15 protein-coding genes are annotated in these 18,151 nt (G+C 64.2%); 8 read left to right on the top strand and 7 right to left on the bottom strand.

The genetic code is table 11. The features are described from left to right. The first annotated feature begins 39 nt into the window (after positions 1-39). The 5 genes from AB4Y81_RS00075 (at position 40) to AB4Y81_RS00055 (ending at position 4,681) form a co-directional block, all read left to right on the top strand. Positions 40-978, top strand: coding sequence for an N-acetylglucosamine kinase (locus tag AB4Y81_RS00075; protein WP_275779922.1), 939 nt, complete (start codon positions 40-42; stop codon positions 976-978). Positions 979-1,052: 74 nt separating this feature from the next. Further along, positions 1,053-2,180, top strand: a complete 1,128-nt coding sequence (locus tag AB4Y81_RS00070; protein ID WP_441994780.1) for a LolA family protein — start codon at positions 1,053-1,055, stop codon at positions 2,178-2,180. Between the two features lie 20 nt (positions 2,181-2,200). Beyond that, positions 2,201-3,184 carry an ABC transporter ATP-binding protein gene (locus tag AB4Y81_RS00065; RefSeq protein WP_441994982.1) on the top strand — a complete coding sequence of 328 codons (984 nt, stop codon included), beginning with the start codon at positions 2,201-2,203 and terminating at the stop codon, positions 3,182-3,184. Then, positions 3,168-4,040 (top strand): ABC transporter permease, encoded by an 873-nt coding sequence (locus AB4Y81_RS00060; RefSeq protein ID WP_441994778.1) that lies wholly within the window; start codon positions 3,168-3,170, stop codon positions 4,038-4,040. The genes AB4Y81_RS00065 and AB4Y81_RS00060 overlap by 17 nt, the downstream gene beginning before the upstream one ends. A 20-nt stretch (positions 4,041-4,060) precedes the next feature. After that, positions 4,061-4,681 (top strand): L-threonylcarbamoyladenylate synthase, encoded by a 621-nt coding sequence (locus AB4Y81_RS00055; protein WP_018777514.1) that lies wholly within the window; start codon positions 4,061-4,063, stop codon positions 4,679-4,681. Positions 4,682-4,707: 26 nt separating this feature from the next. On the opposite strand, the gene ligD is transcribed toward AB4Y81_RS00055, so the two are convergent. Further along, positions 4,708-5,730, bottom strand: coding sequence for a non-homologous end-joining DNA ligase (gene ligD / locus AB4Y81_RS00050; RefSeq protein WP_441994776.1), 1,023 nt, complete (start codon positions 5,728-5,730; stop codon positions 4,708-4,710). Positions 5,731-5,843: 113 nt separating this feature from the next. Here ligD and AB4Y81_RS00045 point away from each other — a divergent pair, with 113 nt between their 5' ends. Beyond that, positions 5,844-6,509 carry an alpha/beta hydrolase family protein gene (locus AB4Y81_RS00045; protein ID WP_441994774.1) on the top strand — a complete coding sequence of 222 codons (666 nt, stop codon included), beginning with the start codon at positions 5,844-5,846 and terminating at the stop codon, positions 6,507-6,509. Between the two features lie 2 nt (positions 6,510-6,511). Here AB4Y81_RS00045 and AB4Y81_RS00040 read toward each other — a convergent pair whose 3' ends face one another. The 3 genes from AB4Y81_RS00040 to AB4Y81_RS00030 all read right to left on the bottom strand — a co-directional run bounded on the left by AB4Y81_RS00040 (position 6,512) and on the right by AB4Y81_RS00030 (position 10,133). Beyond that, complete coding sequence (locus AB4Y81_RS00040; protein ID WP_441994773.1) at positions 6,512-8,614, bottom strand: elongation factor G-like protein EF-G2; 2,103 nt, start codon at positions 8,612-8,614, stop codon at positions 6,512-6,514. Between the two features lie 170 nt (positions 8,615-8,784). Continuing rightward, on the bottom strand, positions 8,785-9,519 hold the full coding sequence (locus AB4Y81_RS00035) for a M50 family metallopeptidase (RefSeq protein WP_181423288.1): 735 nt from the start codon (positions 9,517-9,519) through the stop codon (positions 8,785-8,787). Beyond that, the gene (locus AB4Y81_RS00030; protein ID WP_441994772.1) at positions 9,516-10,133 is read right to left on the bottom strand and encodes a TetR/AcrR family transcriptional regulator C-terminal domain-containing protein; all 618 of its coding nucleotides are present in this window, start codon (positions 10,131-10,133) and stop codon (positions 9,516-9,518) included. Before AB4Y81_RS00030 ends, AB4Y81_RS00035 begins: the two co-directional genes overlap by 4 nt. A gap of 151 nt (positions 10,134-10,284) precedes the next feature. On the opposite strand from AB4Y81_RS00030, the gene AB4Y81_RS00025 reads away from it, so the two are divergent. Both AB4Y81_RS00025 and AB4Y81_RS00020 read left to right on the top strand, forming a co-directional pair. Next, complete coding sequence (locus tag AB4Y81_RS00025) at positions 10,285-11,742, top strand: amino acid permease (protein ID WP_018777508.1); 1,458 nt, start codon at positions 10,285-10,287, stop codon at positions 11,740-11,742. Continuing rightward, positions 11,732-13,366, top strand: coding sequence for an amidohydrolase (locus AB4Y81_RS00020; RefSeq protein ID WP_441994771.1), 1,635 nt, complete (start codon positions 11,732-11,734; stop codon positions 13,364-13,366). Before AB4Y81_RS00025 ends, AB4Y81_RS00020 begins: the two co-directional genes overlap by 11 nt. 9 nt (positions 13,367-13,375) lie before the next feature. Here AB4Y81_RS00020 and hrpB read toward each other — a convergent pair whose 3' ends face one another. The 3 genes from hrpB to AB4Y81_RS00005 form a co-directional block, all read right to left on the bottom strand. Next, positions 13,376-15,982, bottom strand: coding sequence for an ATP-dependent helicase HrpB (gene hrpB / locus AB4Y81_RS00015; protein ID WP_441994769.1), 2,607 nt, complete (start codon positions 15,980-15,982; stop codon positions 13,376-13,378). A gap of 87 nt (positions 15,983-16,069) precedes the next feature. Continuing rightward, a complete protein-coding gene (locus AB4Y81_RS00010; protein WP_039241152.1) occupies positions 16,070-17,113 on the bottom strand; it encodes an NAD(P)-dependent alcohol dehydrogenase in 1,044 nt (347 codons plus the stop codon). A gap of 709 nt (positions 17,114-17,822) precedes the next feature. Next, on the bottom strand, positions 17,823-18,151 hold a 329-nt coding region (locus AB4Y81_RS00005; RefSeq protein WP_441994768.1), incomplete at its 5' end, for a hypothetical protein.

The following is an 18,151-nucleotide window of genomic DNA, read 5'->3' as shown; positions in this document are numbered from 1 at the left end:
CAAACTTGGCGTGAGACGAAGGGATGTCACTTGGAGGAAATGCAGCAGTCCGGGAGCAACAGCGCCACAAACGCTGCCCCGGTTGTCCTCGGGCTCCACATCGGCGGTTCGAAAACCCACGCGGTTCTCGCCGACGACACCCGCTTCTCCGGGGCGGACAATGATGCCCGCCTGGAGATCACCGAAGCACGTGCAAACCTGTCTTCCGTGGGGCACCAGGGCGCGGACGCAGTGCTGCGGCGGATTGCGGCACGTGTGGGCGGTAGTGTCGCAGCAGTCTGTGCGGGAGCGGCCGGCGCCGACACCCCTGCGAGCCGGGCCGTTCTGTCGGCCCTCCTCTCGGAACATTTTCCCGGTGCCAAAATCGAGGTGGTCCATGACACACGCATCATCCTCGCCGCGGCCGGTCTCGAAGCAGGCGTGGTCCTGGTGGCCGGAACCGGCTCTGTGGCCTGGGGCAGGAACCGTGAGGGGCGGGAAGCCCGCAGTGGAGGATACGGCTATCTCCTCGGCGACGAGGGTGGTGGATACTCGGTAGTCCGGGACGCCGTTCGCGAGGCCTTACGGGAGTACTACGCCGGACTTGAACCCGGCCCGCTGGTCCAATCGCTGATGGCAGCCACGGCCAGTGTGGACGCCCTGCAGCTCATGGACTTCTTCTATGCAAAGCCGGAACCCGACCATTGGGCTGGACTGGCCCCGCTCGTCCTTGAGATGGCGCAGGACGGCGACCCTGCGGCGCTGCGGATCCAGGCCGAGGCCGCCCACTCCCTGGCGTCCTTGGCCAGGCAAGTACTGGGCGAACTCGGATTGGATCTTCCCTTGGTGATGGCCGGCGCTTTGCTGGTCAACCAGGACCAACTCGCTGCGGCTGTAGCGCGCAAAGTGTCCTTGGAGGATCCGTCGCTGGTCCGGATACTCCCCCAAGCCCCCGTTTTCGGCGCAGTCAAACTTGCGCGGCAACTGATCCAGCAGTAACGAACCACGAGTGATCCCGACGGCCAACGGGAGTAATCTGGACTCATGCCTTTGATGTGCGGTGGCCGGTAGCAATGACCCGGGCCAGGCGGCGGTGGCTGCCGGCGCTCCTGATAAGCCTTGCCATGGGCATGGCCGTGCTGTTTGGTGCAGTCCAAGCGGGCGCAAGCGGCTCCCTGCCACCCAAAACCGCAGACGAGATCCTGGCCATGATCGCGCGCACCCAGGTCCGGGAGCTGTCCGGCACACTGGAACAAACCGCCGAACTGGGACTTCCCGAAGTTCCAACGGCCGGCCCCGGGGTTGCGCCCGGAACCGCCTCCGCCTTGGAGTTCCTGACAGGCTCGCACACTGCGAGGGTCTACATTGATGGTCCTTCCAAAGCACGCGTACAGATCCTGGACCGGATGGCCGAGCGCGATCTTGTACTGAACGGCGAGGACGCGTGGTTCTATGACTCCTCGGACAACAGTGCTACGCATGTGAGCATCCCCCGTCCGTCGGTGGGAGCACCCACCGAGTCCCGGGTACCAGAATCACCGCGCCCCACCATCCACACTCCCGAGGCTTTAGCGTCGCGCTTCCTGACAGCCATTGACGCCAGCACTGAAGTAAGCGTCGGGAATTCGTCCTCGGTGGCCGGGCGCAGCGCCTACAAACTCCTCCTGAAACCCCGCACGGCGGGCACCTTGGTGGACGCTGTGGCGATTGATGTGGATGCCGAAACCGGCCTCCCCCTCGGTATCGAACTGAGGGCCAAAGGGCAGGCCGGGCCCGCCTATTCACTGGAGTACACGCAGCTGGACCTGACTGCCCCGGACGCCTCGCTGTTTGAATTCGTACCGCCGCAGGGCGCATCGGTCAGCGAAAAGACGATCCCCGCAGCACCCGTTCCTTCCATGCCACTGCCTGAGCCCTCCGGCCCAACGACCCAGCCGCAACCGCCCCAGCCACATCATGGTGCAACGGTTACAGGCGCCGGCTGGGACGCCGTGATCTCCCTTCCGGCGGGAACCGCTCCGGCCGGACTCACCGCCAGCCCGGAACTCACGCAAGCGCTCCAAGCTGTTCCGGGCGGCCGCGCACTGACGACATCGGTGATCAGCGTGCTGATTCTCGACGACGGCCGCGTCTATGCGGGCATGGTGCCGTTGGAGCGGCTTCAGGCAGTCGCCCAACAGTTAAACGTCCCTGCCCCGTGACCGACCCAGCGACCAGCCCGCTGACCGGCCCTGCCGTCCTGGCAAGCCATCCAGGCACCGGCGACAATCTTGCCATCGAAACACGTGGACTGGTGAAGCGCTTCGGCCGCCGCGCCGCCGTCGACGGCATTGATCTGGCCGTTCCCCAGGGGGCGGTCTACGGCTTCCTGGGGCCTAACGGCTCGGGAAAGACCACCACCATCAGGTTGCTGCTTGGCCTCGCCACGGCGAACAGCGGCGACATCAGCGTTTTGGGCAAGGAGATGCCACAATCCTTGACCTCCGTGTTGCCGCACGTGGGCGCCTTGGTTGAGGGCCCCGGTTTCTATCCGTTCCTCACCGGCGAGGCAAACCTGATGCGCCTGGACTCGGCCGACCGCCACGCACCCTCATCGACCAGGCGGCAACGTGCCCACGAGGCCCTGGACTGTGTGGGGCTCGGCCATGCTGCCGGAAAGAAGGTCCGCGCCTACTCACTAGGCATGGAACAGCGCCTCGGCCTGGCCAACGCGATGCTGCGTCCCCGTGAACTGCTTGTCCTCGATGAACCGACCAACGGACTTGACCCCCAAGGGACGCGCGAAGTGCGCGCCCTGGTTCGTTCCCTTGCCGCAGGTGGCACGACGGTCTTTGTCTCGAGCCACCTGTTGGCCGAGGTCGAGCAGATGTGTACGCACGCAGGCATTATGAGCGCGGGAAAACTGGTGGCCCAAGGGCCACTGGATGAGCTGCGCTCCTCCGGGGAGTCGCACGTCCTGATCCACACGCCCGACGTCGGTGTGGCCGCAGGCGTCCTGTCCCGCCTTGGTGTGGTCCCAAGTGATGCGACAGGCAGGGGCGACGACACGCTCATGGGCACCGGACTCAACGGCATGGCCCCGGAGACGATTGTGGCCGCACTGGTTGCAGGAGGCGTGCGCGTCCGCGGATTCACTGTTGGGCACGCAAGCCTGGAAGAACGGTTCGTGTCCCTTACTGGAGAGGGGTTTGACGTTGCCGGCTGAAACCGCTGCTGGTATTCCATCTGCCACCGGGCGGTCCGGGGCAGGGTGGGCACTCCTTGCCTCTGAACTGTCGGTACTCTTCCGCAGGCTCCGCACGTGGGCCATGCTGGTCGCGTTGGCCGCCGTGCCCATCCTGATTGCAGTCGCGGTGAGGTTGTCGTCGAGGCCCGCAACTCCTGGCCGCGGCCCGCTGTTCCTGGACAGGATCACCCAGAACGGGCTCTTCGTGGCGGTCACGGCGCTGGTGGTATGCGTGCCATTGTTCCTTCCCCTCACCATAGGTGTGGTGGCAGGAGACACGATCGCAGGGGAAGCGAACCTCGGAACCTTGCGGTACCTGCTGTTGGCACCTGCGGGGCGCATTCGCCTGCTGTTGGTCAAGTACGCGGGAACGGTCGCCTTCTGTTGTGCCGCGACGGCAACTGTGGCAGCGTCAGGCACCCTGGCCGGCGTCGTCCTCTTTCCCGTAGGGCCGGTCACCCTGCTGTCCGGCGACACCGTCAGCGTGGGCGATTCCGCACTGCGGTCGCTGCTGATCGCTGCCTACATCACGGTGTTCCTGATGGGGTTGGGGGCGATCGGCCTTTTGATCTCGACCTTCACCGATGCGCCTGTTGGTGCCATGGCAGCCACGATTGTCCTGTCCGTCGTGTCGCAGGTCCTCGACAACCTGCCACAGCTGGAGTGGCTGCATCCGTGGCTTTTCAGCCACCACTGGCTGGACTTCGCTGATCTGCTCAGGCAGCCCATCGACTGGACATCGTTTGGTGCGAACGCGCTGCTGCAGTCCGGCTACATAGTGGTGTGCGGCGCCTTGGCGTATGCGAAATTCTCCAACAAGGACGTGTTGTCGTAGCTTTGTCGTAGGCTCTTTGCATGGCCAGATTCTTTGATGTGCACCCGGAAGACCCTCAACCACGCGCCATCGGCCAAGTGGTGAATATGCTGCGGGACGGCGGCTTGATCGCCTACCCCACCGACTCCTGCTATGCCTTGGGCGCCCAGATCGGAAACAGGGAAGCGCTGGACCGGATACGCACCATCCGGCATCTGGACGGCAAACACCACTTCACTCTGGTCTGCAAGGACTTCGCCCAGATGGGCCAGTTCGTCATGCTGGACAACGACATCTTCAGGAGCATCAAAGCTGTAACCCCCGGCAGCTACACGTTCATCCTTCCGGCCACCCGGGAGGTTCCGAAGCGGCTTCTGCACCCCAAGAAGAAAACAGTCGGCGTCCGCATCCCGGACCACAAGGTGGTGCAGGCACTTCTCGCCGAATTGGGCGAGCCTCTGCTGTCCAGCACGCTCCTGCTGCCGGATGAGGAAGAACCGTTGACCCAGGGCTGGGAAATCAAGGAGCGTTTGGACAACCAGGTGGACGGCGTGATCGATGCCGGAGACACAGGTTCGGAACCAACCACGGTGATCGACTTTTCGAGCGGGGTGGCCGAGGTGGTACGGCGCGGTACGGGCGATCCTTCCCGCTTCGAATAACGGTCAAGGCCGACGGCGGTGGCGTACTATTCCGGCTTTCGCGCCCGGCTTGGCTGTACCCGCATGGGTTCACCGGGCATTTTGGGAAACTCCGGCGGGAAAGGCATCTCGCCCTGGCCGTTCTCGACATCGCGTTCCCACCATGTGAGCAGGACGTCAATGTCACCTGGATGATCGTGCATGGCCGCCCAAGGATCCCCCACCTTTTTCAACCGGTCGGGAACAGTGGTGATGGTGTACTTACCGGGGTCCGCATTCTCCAGTTCCTCCCAGGTCAAAGGGCAGGACACCTGCGCTGTCGGTACAGCCCGCGGGCTGTAGGCGCCAGCGATGGTCCGGTCCCGGTTGGCCTGGTTGAAATCCACGAAGATCCGCTTTCCGCGTTCCTCCTTCCACCACGCCGTGGTGACCTTGTCGGGCATGCGGCGCTCAAGTTCGCGTCCGGCAGCGATCACGGCGTGGCGGACCTCGAGGAACTCGTGCTTGGGATGGATGGGGGCGTAAACATGCAGACCACGGTTACCCGATGTCTTAATGAACGCCGTCAGCCCGGCCTCCTCCAGGACAGAGCGAAGCTCAATCGCAGCCGGGATGGCGTCGTCGAAATCCGTCCCGGGCTGGGGATCCAAATCGATCCGTAGCTGGTCGGGGTTATCGGGATCGTTGGCACGGGAAGCCCAGGGGTGGAAAACCACTGTGTTCATCTGGGCTGCCCACACCGCTGCCGCAGGTTCGTCGATGACCAGTTGGGGGTGTGACCGCGCGCTCGGGTAGGTAACAGTGACGGCGCGAACGTACTCAGGGGCGCCCTTGGGAGGGTTCTTGGAGAAAAACATCTCTCCATCGATGTTTCCTGAGTACCGCTGAAAGCTCACAGGCCTGTTGCCGTTGGCGGCGACAAACGGCTCGCCGACATCGATCAGGTAGTTGGCGAGATCGAGCTTGGTAAGCCCCGCGTCCGGCCACATGACCCGGCCCGGACTGGAAATCCTGACCTCACGTGGGCCGTTGGGACCGGGCACGGTTACAGTGGTTGCTTCACTCGCCATGGGCACAAGCTACCCCGTAAAGGTGCGCCGCGTCAGCACCTTGTGCCTGATGCCCGAGGGCGTGTTTCGTGATGGGCTCTTCTCCTGCCGCTCCGGTAGGTAATGATGTTCATATGCCCACCGTCGAGACATACCTGACCGTCGCCGTCGCTGATACCCGTGTTTCCGCCCTCCATGTCCAGCCTGAGGACAGTTTTGCCACCTTGGTGGTGGCCCATGGCGCCGGGGCCGGGATGGAACATCCCTTCCTGCAGGGCTTCGCCTCGGCCATGGCGCAGGAGGGTGTGGCTACACTCCGTTTCAACTTTCCCTCCCGCGAAGCCGGGCGTCGCTTCCCGGACCGTCCGCCACTTGCCATCGCAACGTGGCGGGCCGTGATGGAGGCAGCGGCAGAGTTGTCGGACGGTAATCCGTTATGGGCCGCAGGCAAATCGTTCGGGGGGCGCATGGCGTCCATGGCGGTGGCCGAAGGCATGCCCGCGCAGGGACTCGTCTACCTTGGGTACCCGCTGCATGCCCCCGGGAAGCCTGAGAAGCTCCGGGATGAACACCTTTACGGAATAACCGTGCCGATGCTGTTCCTGCAGGGCACCCGGGACACCTTCGCCACTCCTGAAATCCTGGAAGGCGTGGTGTCCAGGATCGGCCCGACGGCGAGGCTCCAGTGGTGCGAGGGCGGTGACCATTCATTTGCGGTCAAGGGCCTGAAGCGGACCGCCGCTGAAACAGGTGCTTCGCTGGCACCCGAGGTAGCTGCGTTCTTGAAAACGGGTGCCTGAACCTACTTGGGCAGTGGCTCGTGGCGAAGGTACGATCTCCGGAAATGTCCTGTGCCGGCCGTGAGTGCGCGGAGGTCGATGGCGTAACGCAGGAGTTCCTGGTCCGGCACTTCCGCAAGGATCTCGGTACCCTCGTTGTCGGTGGCATTGGTGCCGTTCACCCGCCCTCGTCGCCCGGAGAGGTCGCTCATGACAGCTCCGACGTATTCGTCGGGCACGCTGATCACCACGGAGGAGACAGGTTCAAGGAGTTGGATTTTCGCGGCGGCGGCAGCCTCCCGCAGCGCCAAGGCGCCTGCTGCCTGGAAGGCGGCATCGGAGGAATCCACGCTGTGGGTCTTGCCACCCACCAGCGTTACCTTGATGTCCACCACCGGGAATCCTGCAGACACCCCCTTGAGCATTTGGGCCCGGACCCCCTTTTCCACGGACGTGACAAACGTTCCCGGAATGACCCCGCCAACGATCTTGTCCGTGAACGCAAACCCCTCGCCGCGTGCCAGCGGTTCCACCTCGATGTCGCAGATGGCGAACTGGCCATGGCCGCCTGATTGCTTGACGTGGCGGCCGTGTCCGGTTGCCTTGCTGGCGAACGTCTCCCGAAGGGGAGTAATGATATCCACGGTCTGCAGCTTCACGCCTTGGTTTCGCAAGCGGTCCATGATCACCTCGGCGTGCGCTTCGCCCATGCACCACAAGATGAGCTGATGGGTGTCCGGGTTGCGCTCAAGCCTGAGTGTTGGATCGGCGGCCGCTACCTTTCCAATGCTCTTCGCCAACGCGTCTTCGTCGCTTCGTGATGCGCCCTCCACGGCGATCGGCATCAAGGGTTCGGGCATGTTCCAGGTCTCGATCAGGAGCGGGGCTTCGCGGTCCGAGACGGTGTCGCCTGTTTCGGAACTTGCCAGTTTACTGATGGCACAGATGTCACCCGCGATGCACTCCGGGACGGCTTTGAGGCTGGATCCCACCGGGGAGTACAGGTGTGTGATGCGCTCATCCGCGTCGTGGTCCTCATGTCCCCTGTCCGCCAGTCCCCTGCCGCCGATGTGAATGGACGAATCCTCGCGCAGCGTTCCCGAGAAGACCCGAAGCAGGCACACCCGGCCGAGGAAAGGGTCCACGGTGGTCCGCACGACCTCGGCGGCGAGACGGCCCGCGGGATCGCAGTGCAACGTCTTCAGCGATGAACCGTCGAGCGTCATGGCTGCAGGTGGCGTCCGTTCAAGGGGCGATGGCATAGCGTCGGTGAGCAGGGACATCAGTTCCGGCAACCCAAGGCCCGTTTCGGCCGAGGTGGGCAACACGGGAAAGAAACTGCCGCGTGACACGGCGGTTTCAAGGTCGTTGATGAGGTCGGGCAACGGCAGTTCTTCACCGCCCAGGTACCTGTCCATGAGGGTTTCGTCTTCGCTTTCGGCAATGATTCCTTCCAGCAGGGCATCCCTTACTGATTCCACATCGGCCGTGGGGGTCAACTCCTCCGCTGCGCCGTGAAGGACACCGATGAGGCCGGCGTTACCCACTGCCGGAACGTACAGCGGGAGGACAGATTCTCCGAAGGCTTCCCGGCAGCGCTCGACGGCGGCGCTGAAGTCTGCGCGGGGATGGTCCAGTTTGCTGATCACTACTGCGCGGGGCAACCGGATCTTTTCGCATTCGCTCCACAGCGCGACGGTGGCGCCGTCGATTCCCTCCACGGCGGACACAACAAAAAGGGCCGCGTCGGCGGCCCGCAAACCAGCCCGCAACTCGCCTGTGAAGTCGGTGTAGCCGGGGGTGTCGATCAGATTGACCTTGATGTCGCCAATGAGGATCGGTGCGACGGACAGGGTTACCGAGCGTTGTTGATGGATGGCTGAAGGATCAGCATCGCTGACAGTCGTGCCTTCGCTGATGGAGCCCATCCTGGTAATGGCTCCCGTTGCCGCGAGCAGCGCTTCGACCAGCATCGATTTGCCGGAGCCCGAATGCCCGACCAGTGCCACGTTGCGTATCCTGGCGGGGTCTCGGTGTGCAGAAACCACGCCGTTCCCACTGCGCCTGGTTTCATTCGCGGTGGGGCTTGTAGCTTTTCCTGCATCCCGCGTGCCCTTTGCAGACATGGCATCTCCTGAGGTTCTCCCGCCGCGGAGCCCGAACGCTCATGGTTCGCATCCAGAGCTCCGAATCTTTAAGAGGATTGGACACCCTGAGGCGACCACACGGCAAGTGCCTGCAGCCACTGAACCAAAGCCCGCGGCGTCGCACGTCCCCCGCTGTCCCTGATGCCGGGCTAAACGGTGAGCAGCCCCCACAGCAACCACGCTGACGCCGCCACGCAGCCGGCAATGACGACCGTGAACCCGGAGAGCCACACAAACCCAGGCACGCCAGTGGTCCGGCCCAGAATGAAAGCGTCTGACGAAGCGAGGCGTTCACGGCGTTTTGTGTGGACGCCGGCCAGCTTCAAGAGGTCACGCACCCCTCCTACGGTCAGGGCTACGCCCAGGGCCAACACGACGTAGTTGACTACGTCGGGAGTGGCAAAAAGGAGCAAAACTTGGGCAATCCCTGCGCTGGCCAGAGCCACCAGTATCCCCGTGAGGTTGCGCAGGAAGACCAGAGAAACCAAGAGGATCAAGGCCCCGACCGACATGGCAGCGCCGGACCGCCCGGCACTGACCGCCGCAATCAGGCACAGTCCCACGACGGCCGGGGCAGGATAACCCCAGAAACCGGACCACGCCGCACCGAAGGCGCTCCGGCCACTGCTGACCAGGCGGCCGGAGTGATCGAGCCCGATCCGGAGTCCATGGACGAATCTTCCCGTCATGAGGGCTGCGTAGGCATGGCCCAGTTCGTGGACGAAGGTGACGTACAGGCCGAACCATCGCCACGTCGCGCGCGGGATGCTGAGGACCACAGCACAGGCGAGGATGCCAACGAGGACAGGCATGGGTACGGCAGTGGTGTGGGTCTGGGTGAAACCACGGACCACCGCCTCCCACCACATTTGCAGAAAGTTCACTGAACCGCGGTCCGCAGCCGGGTATGCAAGCCCGCGATGAGGATTTCCAAACCGAATTCGAAGGCCGCTTCGCCCCGCTCATCGGCAGGTCCCGCGTTGGCCAAGGCGCCGCTGAGGGCCGGGAAGCCCTGCTGTGGAGGTGCCCAGACAACGTCCGGGGCTGCCAGATCCAAGGCAAAACCCAGTGCGAAGCTGTCGATGGTGGAGATCGCGGACAACACGTCGCGGCCGCGGAAACCGGCGGCTTCCAGGGCCAGTGCCAGGTCCTCGTAGAGCCCAAGGACCTGGTGGTCCTGCACCGTCTGCAGTACCAGCAGCGGAGCGAGCCTGGGGTGCCGGGCAAAGGCATCCCGGTAGCTACGGACAATCGCGCGAAGGGCGGCCTCCCAATCCTGCCGGGCGTCGAGTTCGTAAGTGCTTTCGGAGATGATGCGGCCCCGCATGAGTTCAAGGATCTCTTCGCGTCCACTGACGTGGTTGTAGATGGAGGACTGGCTGACGCCGATCCGTTTGGCCAGTTTGGGCAGGCTGAAGTCCCCGGCCTCGTCCACCAACTCCAGGGCGGCGGTGACGAGTGCGTCGATGGATATCAGCGGGACCAGCGGGCGTGCCATACGGGGTACTCCATTCAAGGTTGTTGTTACGACTCTAGCCAGAAGTTGCCCGATGGGTATTGTGCTGCGGATCACAAGACCTTACGATAAACGAAAGGCTTTCGCTTAAGTCTCCCTCCCCCAGTTTTCCCCTTCACCCCATAGGATCCCCATGTCTGATCTGGAAACCCGACCGCCAGCAGCCGATGCTGGAAACGGGCTCAAACGGAACGCCATCGGCACCGGCGGCATCGCCTTCCTGGTGATCTCCGCAGCGGCCCCACTTACCGTCATGGCCGGCGTGGCCCCCGTAGCCATTGGAATCGGGGGCATCGGCGCCCCCATGGGCTACGTCGTCGCCGGCGCGGTGCTGTTGGTATTCGCCGTCGCTTTCATGGCAATGACCAAGCACGTCAAAGCCGCCGGCGGCTTCTACACCTACATCACCTTGGCCATGGGCAAGACGGTGGGACTTGCCTCGGCAATCCTCGCGATCGTGTCCTACAACTGTCTGCAAATCGGGGTCTACGGGCTGTTCGCGGTCCAGACCCAAGCCATGCTTCGAACGCTTTTCGGCCTGGAAGTCCCTTGGCCGCTGGTAGCCCTGGCCGCGATAGCGGCTGTTTGGTTCCTCGGCTACCGCGGAATTGACGTCGGCGCCAAGGTGCTGGGCGTCTTGCTCATCGCTGAGACCGCGATCCTCGCCATCATGGGTGTTGGCATCCTGGCCCGCGGAGGTGCCGAAGGTATCAGTTTCGCTTCCTTCTCCCCCGAAAACGCCTTCACTCCCGGAGTCCTGGCCATTCTCGCTATCTGCTTCGCGGCGTTCATGGGCTTCGAATCAACGGTCCTGTACCGGCATGAAGCACGTAATCCGGACAAGTCCGTCCCCAGGGCGACCTACATCGCCGTGGGATTCATGTCCGTGTTCTACGCCTTCATTGTGTGGACGGTCATCCAGGCATTCGGCAACGGGAACGTGGTGGCTGCTGCCGGTGAACTCGCCGACGGGATGTTCTTCGCCACCATTAACCAGTACGTGGGCCCCTGGGCCGAGGTCGTCATGTATGTGCTGATCGTGACCAGCGTTTATGCCTCCCAGCTGGCCTTCCACAACGCCATCAACCGCTATGTCTACATGCTGGCCAAGGACGGGATCCTTCCCGCCTTCCTGGGCAGGACACACCCGAAATACAAGTCACCGCACCGTGCGGGACAGATCCAGACGGTGCTGGCCGCCGTCGTCATCCTGATCTGTGCCGTGGCCAATGCCGACCCCTACAAGCACCTGCTCATTTGGGTCAACACACCAGGCATCGTGGGGATCGTGGCGTTGCAGGGGCTTGTTTCGGTGGCCGCGTTCATCTACCTGCGCCGGAACCCCGCCGCAGTGACCAACCGAGTGCTCATTCCAGTCAGCATTGCATCGGCCTTCCTGCTCTTCGGGGTCGTGGCGCTGATCGCCGTCAACATCGAACTGCTGACCTTTGCCGATGCCGTCACCAACGCCATTCTCCTGTCTGTCACACCCATCGTTTTCCTCGCAGGCCTGCTGATCGCCCGCCGCCTGCGCACTGCCCGCCCCGATGTCTTCGCCCGGATTGGAAGCTTTGAAACCCATGACTCCTGACCTCATCGTCCTCGCCGATACCATCCACACCCTGGACGAGCACCCACAGCGTGGGCCCGTCCAAGCGGTCGGGGTCAGCGACGGCACCGTGACCGCCGTCGGGAGCCGCGCTGACGCCCACGACTGGCGACAGGCGGGCACAAACGTGGTGGACTTCGGCAGCGCGACACTCACGCCGGGCCTGGTTGACTGCCACATCCATCCGGTATTCGGCCTGGACCTCACCGTCGGTGTGGACCTTTCCGGTGCTTCGACGCTTGATGAAGTTCGGACGCTCCTCCGCGACCAGGCAGCACACGACGACGAGTGGTTGCGTGGCTGGGGCCTGAATCCGAACGCGTTCGGCACGGCGCCCTTGCACCGCAGCATGCTGGACGACGTCAGCGGCGGCAAACCGGCACTGATCCGGTTGTTCGACGGGCACTCGGCCGTGGCCAACAGCCGCGCCCTGGAGGTGGCCGGCGTCCGTGGCAGGTACGCGTTCGAGCAAGCCTCGGAAGTGGTCTGTGACGCCGAAGGAGTTCCTACCGGCCTCTTGCTCGAAGCCGCCGCCATGGAGCTCGTGCAGCGCCACATCCCCCAGGAGTCCTTTGCCCGGCGCAAGACGAGACTGGCCGCGTTGCTCCGGGATTTTGCGAGGTCGGGACTCACCGGCGGCCACATCATGGACCACAGTGCAGAATCCGCAGCGCTCTTCCACGCACTCGAGGCCGACGGTGAGCTGCCGCTCCGGCTGCGCTCTGCGCCGTGGTGCATGCCTGGCACCGGAGAGGACGACTGGAAGGAACTCGCCCGTACCTTGGGCAAGGGTGGGCGCCGCTGGTCCGTTGAAGCCATCAAGCTGTTCGTAGATGGAACGGTGGATAACGGAACGGCCTGGCTCTACGAACCCGATCTGTACGGCGAATCCACGGCGCCCTTCTGGCCGCGGCCAGAAGAATACTCAGCCGCCGTCCGCTACTTCGCCACCCGCGGAATCCCGACGGCGACCCACGCGATCGGTGACGCCGGAGTGCAACACGTGCTGGAAGCGATGGAGTCCCTCCGCGATGTTGTGCCGTCGGATGTCCTCCGCCGGACCGTCCACAGGATCGAGCACCTCGAAACCGTTCCGGACGAACTCGTGGCGCGCTTCAAGGATGCGGGGGTGGTGGCGAGCATGCAACCGACCCATTGCACTCATTACTCCCTGGCCGACCATAGCGACAACTGGTCCACCAGGCTCGGTCCCGAGAGGGCCGACAGGGCGTGGCGCTGCCGGGATCTTCGTGAAGCCGGTGTCGCCCTGGGGATTGGCTCCGATTGGCCAATCGCTCCTTTCCCGCCGTTGCCCATCATGGCGGATGCACGCCTGCGGCGCCGTTCGGGCCACCCGGAGCAGGACCCCATCGCTCCCGCCCAGGCACTTACGGCGCTTCAAGCGCTTGAGGGCTACACCTCACACGCAGCAAAAGCCGCAGGGCTATGGGATGTTTCGGGGTCCATTTCCAAGGGCAAGCGGGCGGACTTCACTGTTCTTGAACTGGACCCTCTTAGCGCAGCGCCGGACGAGCTGGCCGCAAGCCGCGTCCTGGGAACGTTCGTGGACGGGGAAATCCAGTTCATGCTGGACCGTTCGGCCTAGCAGGCCGCCCTACATCCGGTTCTTGGTCCTGGCGGTAGCCGGTGCGGTCCACGGGTCTTCGGGCCAGGGATGCTTGGGATAACGTCCCCGCATCTCTGCCCGGACCTGCGCGTAGGGGCCGGACCAGAAAGACGAGAGATCATCCGTGACGGCCAGGGGACGCCCTGCCGGGGACAGCAAGTGAAAGAGCACGGGCACCCTGCCGTCCACCAGCCGGGGCGTGCTGTCCCAGCCGAAGCACTCCTGCAACTTGACCGCCACGACGGGACGACCGCCGTCGTCATCCACGTCCGGATAGTCAAGGCGCACCAGAGAACCGCTGGGCACCGCAAGGCGTTCGGGAACAAGAACGTCCAAACGGCCGGCATCCGGCCATGGAAGGAGGCGGCGCAGCGGATCGGCAAGATTCACGGCACTGGCAGCAGTGCCAGTGGCCATCGCCTCCAACTCGGGGGCCAACCATTCTTCCAACCTGGCCAACAGGCCTGATTCCGTGACATCTGGCCAAGGATCACCGAGCTCACGGTGGAGCAGGGCCAAACGCCGCCGGAACGCATCGGCGTTGCTGGACCAATGCAGCATGGATAATCCGTTCTTGCCCAGGGACTCTGCTACTGCCCTTCGTCCGGACGCGACGCTGGGACGTACCGGCGTTGAGGACAGCACAATCGCCCCAAGCCTCCGTTCCAGGCGGGCGGTCACGCGACCTTGGTCAAAGGTGGCGTACTCCTTCCCGGTCAAGAGGTGGGGGGCCGCGGCCTCGGCCAGTTCCGCCGAAAGCGGCGCGGCCGAGCGAATAACCGCGCCCGTCCCGGCAGCGTCGCGGCCCTGCGCGCGTGAGACCTCAGCAACCGCCAGCCAATCGTGCCCTGACAACGGACTCCCGGCCGGCAGTCCCGCCCGCGTACCCGAGGTCAGCAGATAGCTGTCCGGGCCACTCCCCGTAACGCGTTTGGCCATACGGTCCGGGAACGCCAGCGCCACCACGAAGCCGGGCGCCTCAGCCGCCGTGATGTGGCGGGCATTTGGTAAGGGCACGACGGCGGTCGCCTCCTGCCGCGCGATGCTCTCCATCCGCTTCACGTCTTCGGCGAAACGCCGCGCTGCGGGATCTGATCCGGAACGCAGGTAGCCCAGTAGCTTGGTCAAGTCCGCCCCGGGAGCACGCTGATCGCCGGCCACCATGGCCACCGTCTCGGCCGCGACGCGTCGGCCCACAACTGCTGATCCGTCCAGCAGGGCCCGGGCCAGACGCGGATCGGCGGGTACGCGCGAAAGAGTTTTGCCCAGGGCGGTGGCTGTTCCGTCTTCCGTCACGGCGCCCAGTTCCCTGAGCACTTCCATAGCGTCGTCCATGGCGGCAGAGGGCGGGGTATCCGACAACGCCAGCCCCTTGCCGCGGGGCGCGCCCCAGCACGAGAGCACCAACGCCGCTCCAGTCAGGTCAGAGGCCAGGATCTCCGGGGTTTGATGGGCAGGGGCGGAAGCAAAGTCCCGTTGGTCGTAGCAGCGGACCACGGTACCCGGTCCCTGCCGCGCCGCGCGCCCCGCACGCTGATCCGCCGATGCACGTGAGCAGGAGACGGTAACGAGACCGGACATGCCGCGGCCGGCATCCCTGCGCGGTTCGCGGGACAGCCCTGAGTCGACGACCAACCGGACTCCCGGAACGGTGAGTGACGACTCAGCCAGAGACGTGGACACGATGATCCGTGCTGCGCCTCCCGGCTCCCGCCCGGATACTGCGCGGTCTTGGGCGTCAGGACCCACTTGGCCGTGCAACTCAAGAACCTCAACGTTCCCCGACACCTCCGCCCGTAGGCGGGAAGCGACGTCGGATACCTCACGGACGCCCGGGAGGAACACCAAGGCATCCACGTCGGGGTTCCCGGCCACGGCGGCTGCGTGGGCCTCCGCCGTGGTGCGGGCAACGTGATCGAGGAAGGTACGGGCCACTCCCCGTTCGTCCAAACGGTGTTCCCGGAACGGACGCCACTGAACGTCCAAAGGGTGCATTACGGAAGGGCAGTCGATAACGGGAGCCGGCCCGCCGCCGTCGTCCCCGGTTCCCAACAACGCGGCGAACCGCCGGGCATCAAGGGTTGCCGACATGGCGACCAGTGTGAGGTCCTCGCGGAGTTCGCGGACCTCGGCGAGCATCCCCACCAGAAGATCAGACTCAAGGCCCCGCTCATGGACCTCGTCCAGGACCACCGCCTGGACGCCCTCCAAACCGGGGTCGTTGAGGAGTCGCCGGACGAGTATCCCGGGAGTAACGAACTCCACCATCGTGTCCGGACCCGTCCTGGACTCGCCACGGACGGTGTAGCCCACCTTGCTGCCCAACCGGGTTCCGTCCAAGGAAGCGAGCCGCCGTGCGGCGGAACGTGCTGCGACCCTCCGGGGTTGGGTCACGACGACGCGTGGCTGCCCGGAATGCCACTGACCAATGAGGTTCGCCAGCAGCGGCGGCACCAGCGTGGTCTTTCCCGTACCTGGCGGTGCCTGCACAACCGCAGTGCCGCCTTCGCCCTGTTGCGACAGGGCCGCTGCAAGGTCCTGGATGGAGTCGGCGAAGACCAGTCCCCTGCCAATGGTGTCCAGTCTGAAAGTCACCAAACCATTGTCGCTGTTTTTTGGTGCCGTCCTGGCAGCCGAAAGGCCGCGCCCCTTTTGAGGGCGCGGCCTTTCGAAACATTCGGACTAGCCGATGGTGGAGGCGTCGATGACGAAGCGGTAGCGGACGTCCGAGGCGAGAACTCGTTCGTAAGCGTCATTGATCTTGCTGGCAGGAATGACCTCGATCTCCGCACCAAGGCCGTGCTCGGCACAGAAGTTCAACATCTCCTGCGTTTCGCGGATGCCACCGATCATGGAGCCGGCGAAACGACGGCGACCGCCGATCAAGGCAAAGGCGTTCACCGGGAGCGGTTCTGCGGGCGCGCCGACGTTGACGAGCGTCCCGTCGAGCGTCAACAACTGGAGGTAGGCGCTGATGTCGATCGAAGCGCTGACCGTGTTGATGATCAGGTCGAACGTACCGCCGAGCTGTTCGAAGGTGGCGGGGTCACTGGTCGCGTAATAGTGGTCTGCGCCCAACTGCAGGCCATCTTCCATCTTCTTCAGGGACTGCGACAGAACCGTCACCTCGGCACCCATGGCGTGGGCAATCTTGACGCCCATGTGTCCGAGACCGCCCAGCCCGACAATCGCTACCTTCTTGCCCGGACCCGCGCCCCAGTGATGCAGCGGGGAAAAGGTGGTGATACCGGCGCAAAGCAACGGAGCAGCAACATCGAGGTCCAGCCCTTCCGGAATGGTCACCACGAAGTCCTCATTCACCACGACGTTGCTGGAGTAGCCACCCTGGGTGATGGTACCGTCGCGGTCCACCGCGCCATAGGTGCCCACGTTGCCCTTCAGGCAATACTGTTCCTCGCCGGCCAGGCAGTTCTTGCATTCCTTGCAGGAGTTGACCATGCAGCCGACGCCGACGCGGTCGCCGACCTTGTGTTTGGTCACCTCGGCGCCAACCTCGGTAACGATGCCGGCGATTTCGTGGCCCGGCACCAAGGGGTACTGCTGGGGACCCCAGTCACCGCGAACGGTGTGGATGTCCGAGTGGCAGATACCCGCAAACTTGATATCAATATGGACGTCGTTCGGGCCAACTTCGCGGCGTTCAATGGTGGTCAGGGTCAGGTCGCCCGTGGCCGAGGGTGAGGCAAATGCGGAAGCGGTAGGCATGTTTCTCCAACGTGTCTGTCTTTAGTGGATGTTTCCATCTAACACGCTTTGGCTGAGTGTAAGCAGTCACTGCTGTTACGGGTACTGGCAGAAACCCTCTCGGCATGATGAGGATGTTGCCGTTGGAGGCTCTGTCAGCAGGAGCTGCATGGGTGGATTTTCGGCTTCCAAGACCGGCGTAGTCACGGACTTTTCCACATAGCCCGTGAGGGGGCTAATCGCCGGCGTCGGGCCATGACAGGCTCGTTGCATGGACACAAACGGGCAGGTTCTCAGTCGGCCGGGCGAACCGTCCGACGTGTCCTTCCGTTCAGGGAATCCGCAATCCGAGCAATCAGGCTCCAGCGATTTGTCCCCGAGCGATCACAACAGTAAGAGGCTTCCTGTCAGCTGCGGACCCACGTCCGGCTCTGGAGGTGGTCCGTCAGAACAGGCACAGTTGCTTGACGATGCTTCCGAGGCGTTGGTCGAGCTGTGTGATTCGGTCGCTGCCGATGCCCGGTTGTTTGGCTTTGGGGAGGCTGCTGATTTTGCGGGCCGGGTAGAGGATCTGTCTCGTCAGCTGGAGTACGTGCAGGTCGTCGCGGCGCAGGCTGTGGAGCGGACCCGGACGGAGGCGCAGCGTGCGGCGCCGGCACCGCAGCCCGGACAGACCCCGCCGTCGAGTGCGCAGGAGTGGCGGACGGGGTGGACCGAGCCCGCCGGTGAGTCAGAAGGCGGCGTCGGCGGTGGATCCGGTGGTGGTACGGGTGAAGCAGCCACCGGAAGCGCCGTCAAAGCGGGTGGTGCTGGTGCTGGTGGTGGTGGCAGTGTTTTGGATGATGGGTACCGGAACGCGGCGGAGTTCCTCCGGGCCCGGTTGCGGATCGGGATCGGCGAAGCACGGCGCCGGCTCGCCCTCGCGAACGATGTCCTGCCCGGGGCCGGAATAACCGGCCAGGAAATCCCGGCCCGTCGTCAAAGACTCGCCGAGGCCCTCCACACCGGACAGGTCCCGTCCCGGTCCGCGACGATCATCAGCACCGCCCTGGACAAAGC

The sequence above is a fragment of the Paenarthrobacter sp. TAF1 genome (assembly GCF_052113825.1).
Classification (GTDB): domain Bacteria; phylum Actinomycetota; class Actinomycetes; order Actinomycetales; family Micrococcaceae; genus Arthrobacter; species Arthrobacter nicotinovorans.
Note: the sequence above shows the minus strand (reverse complement) of the source record. Positions and strands in the feature narration are given on the sequence as shown.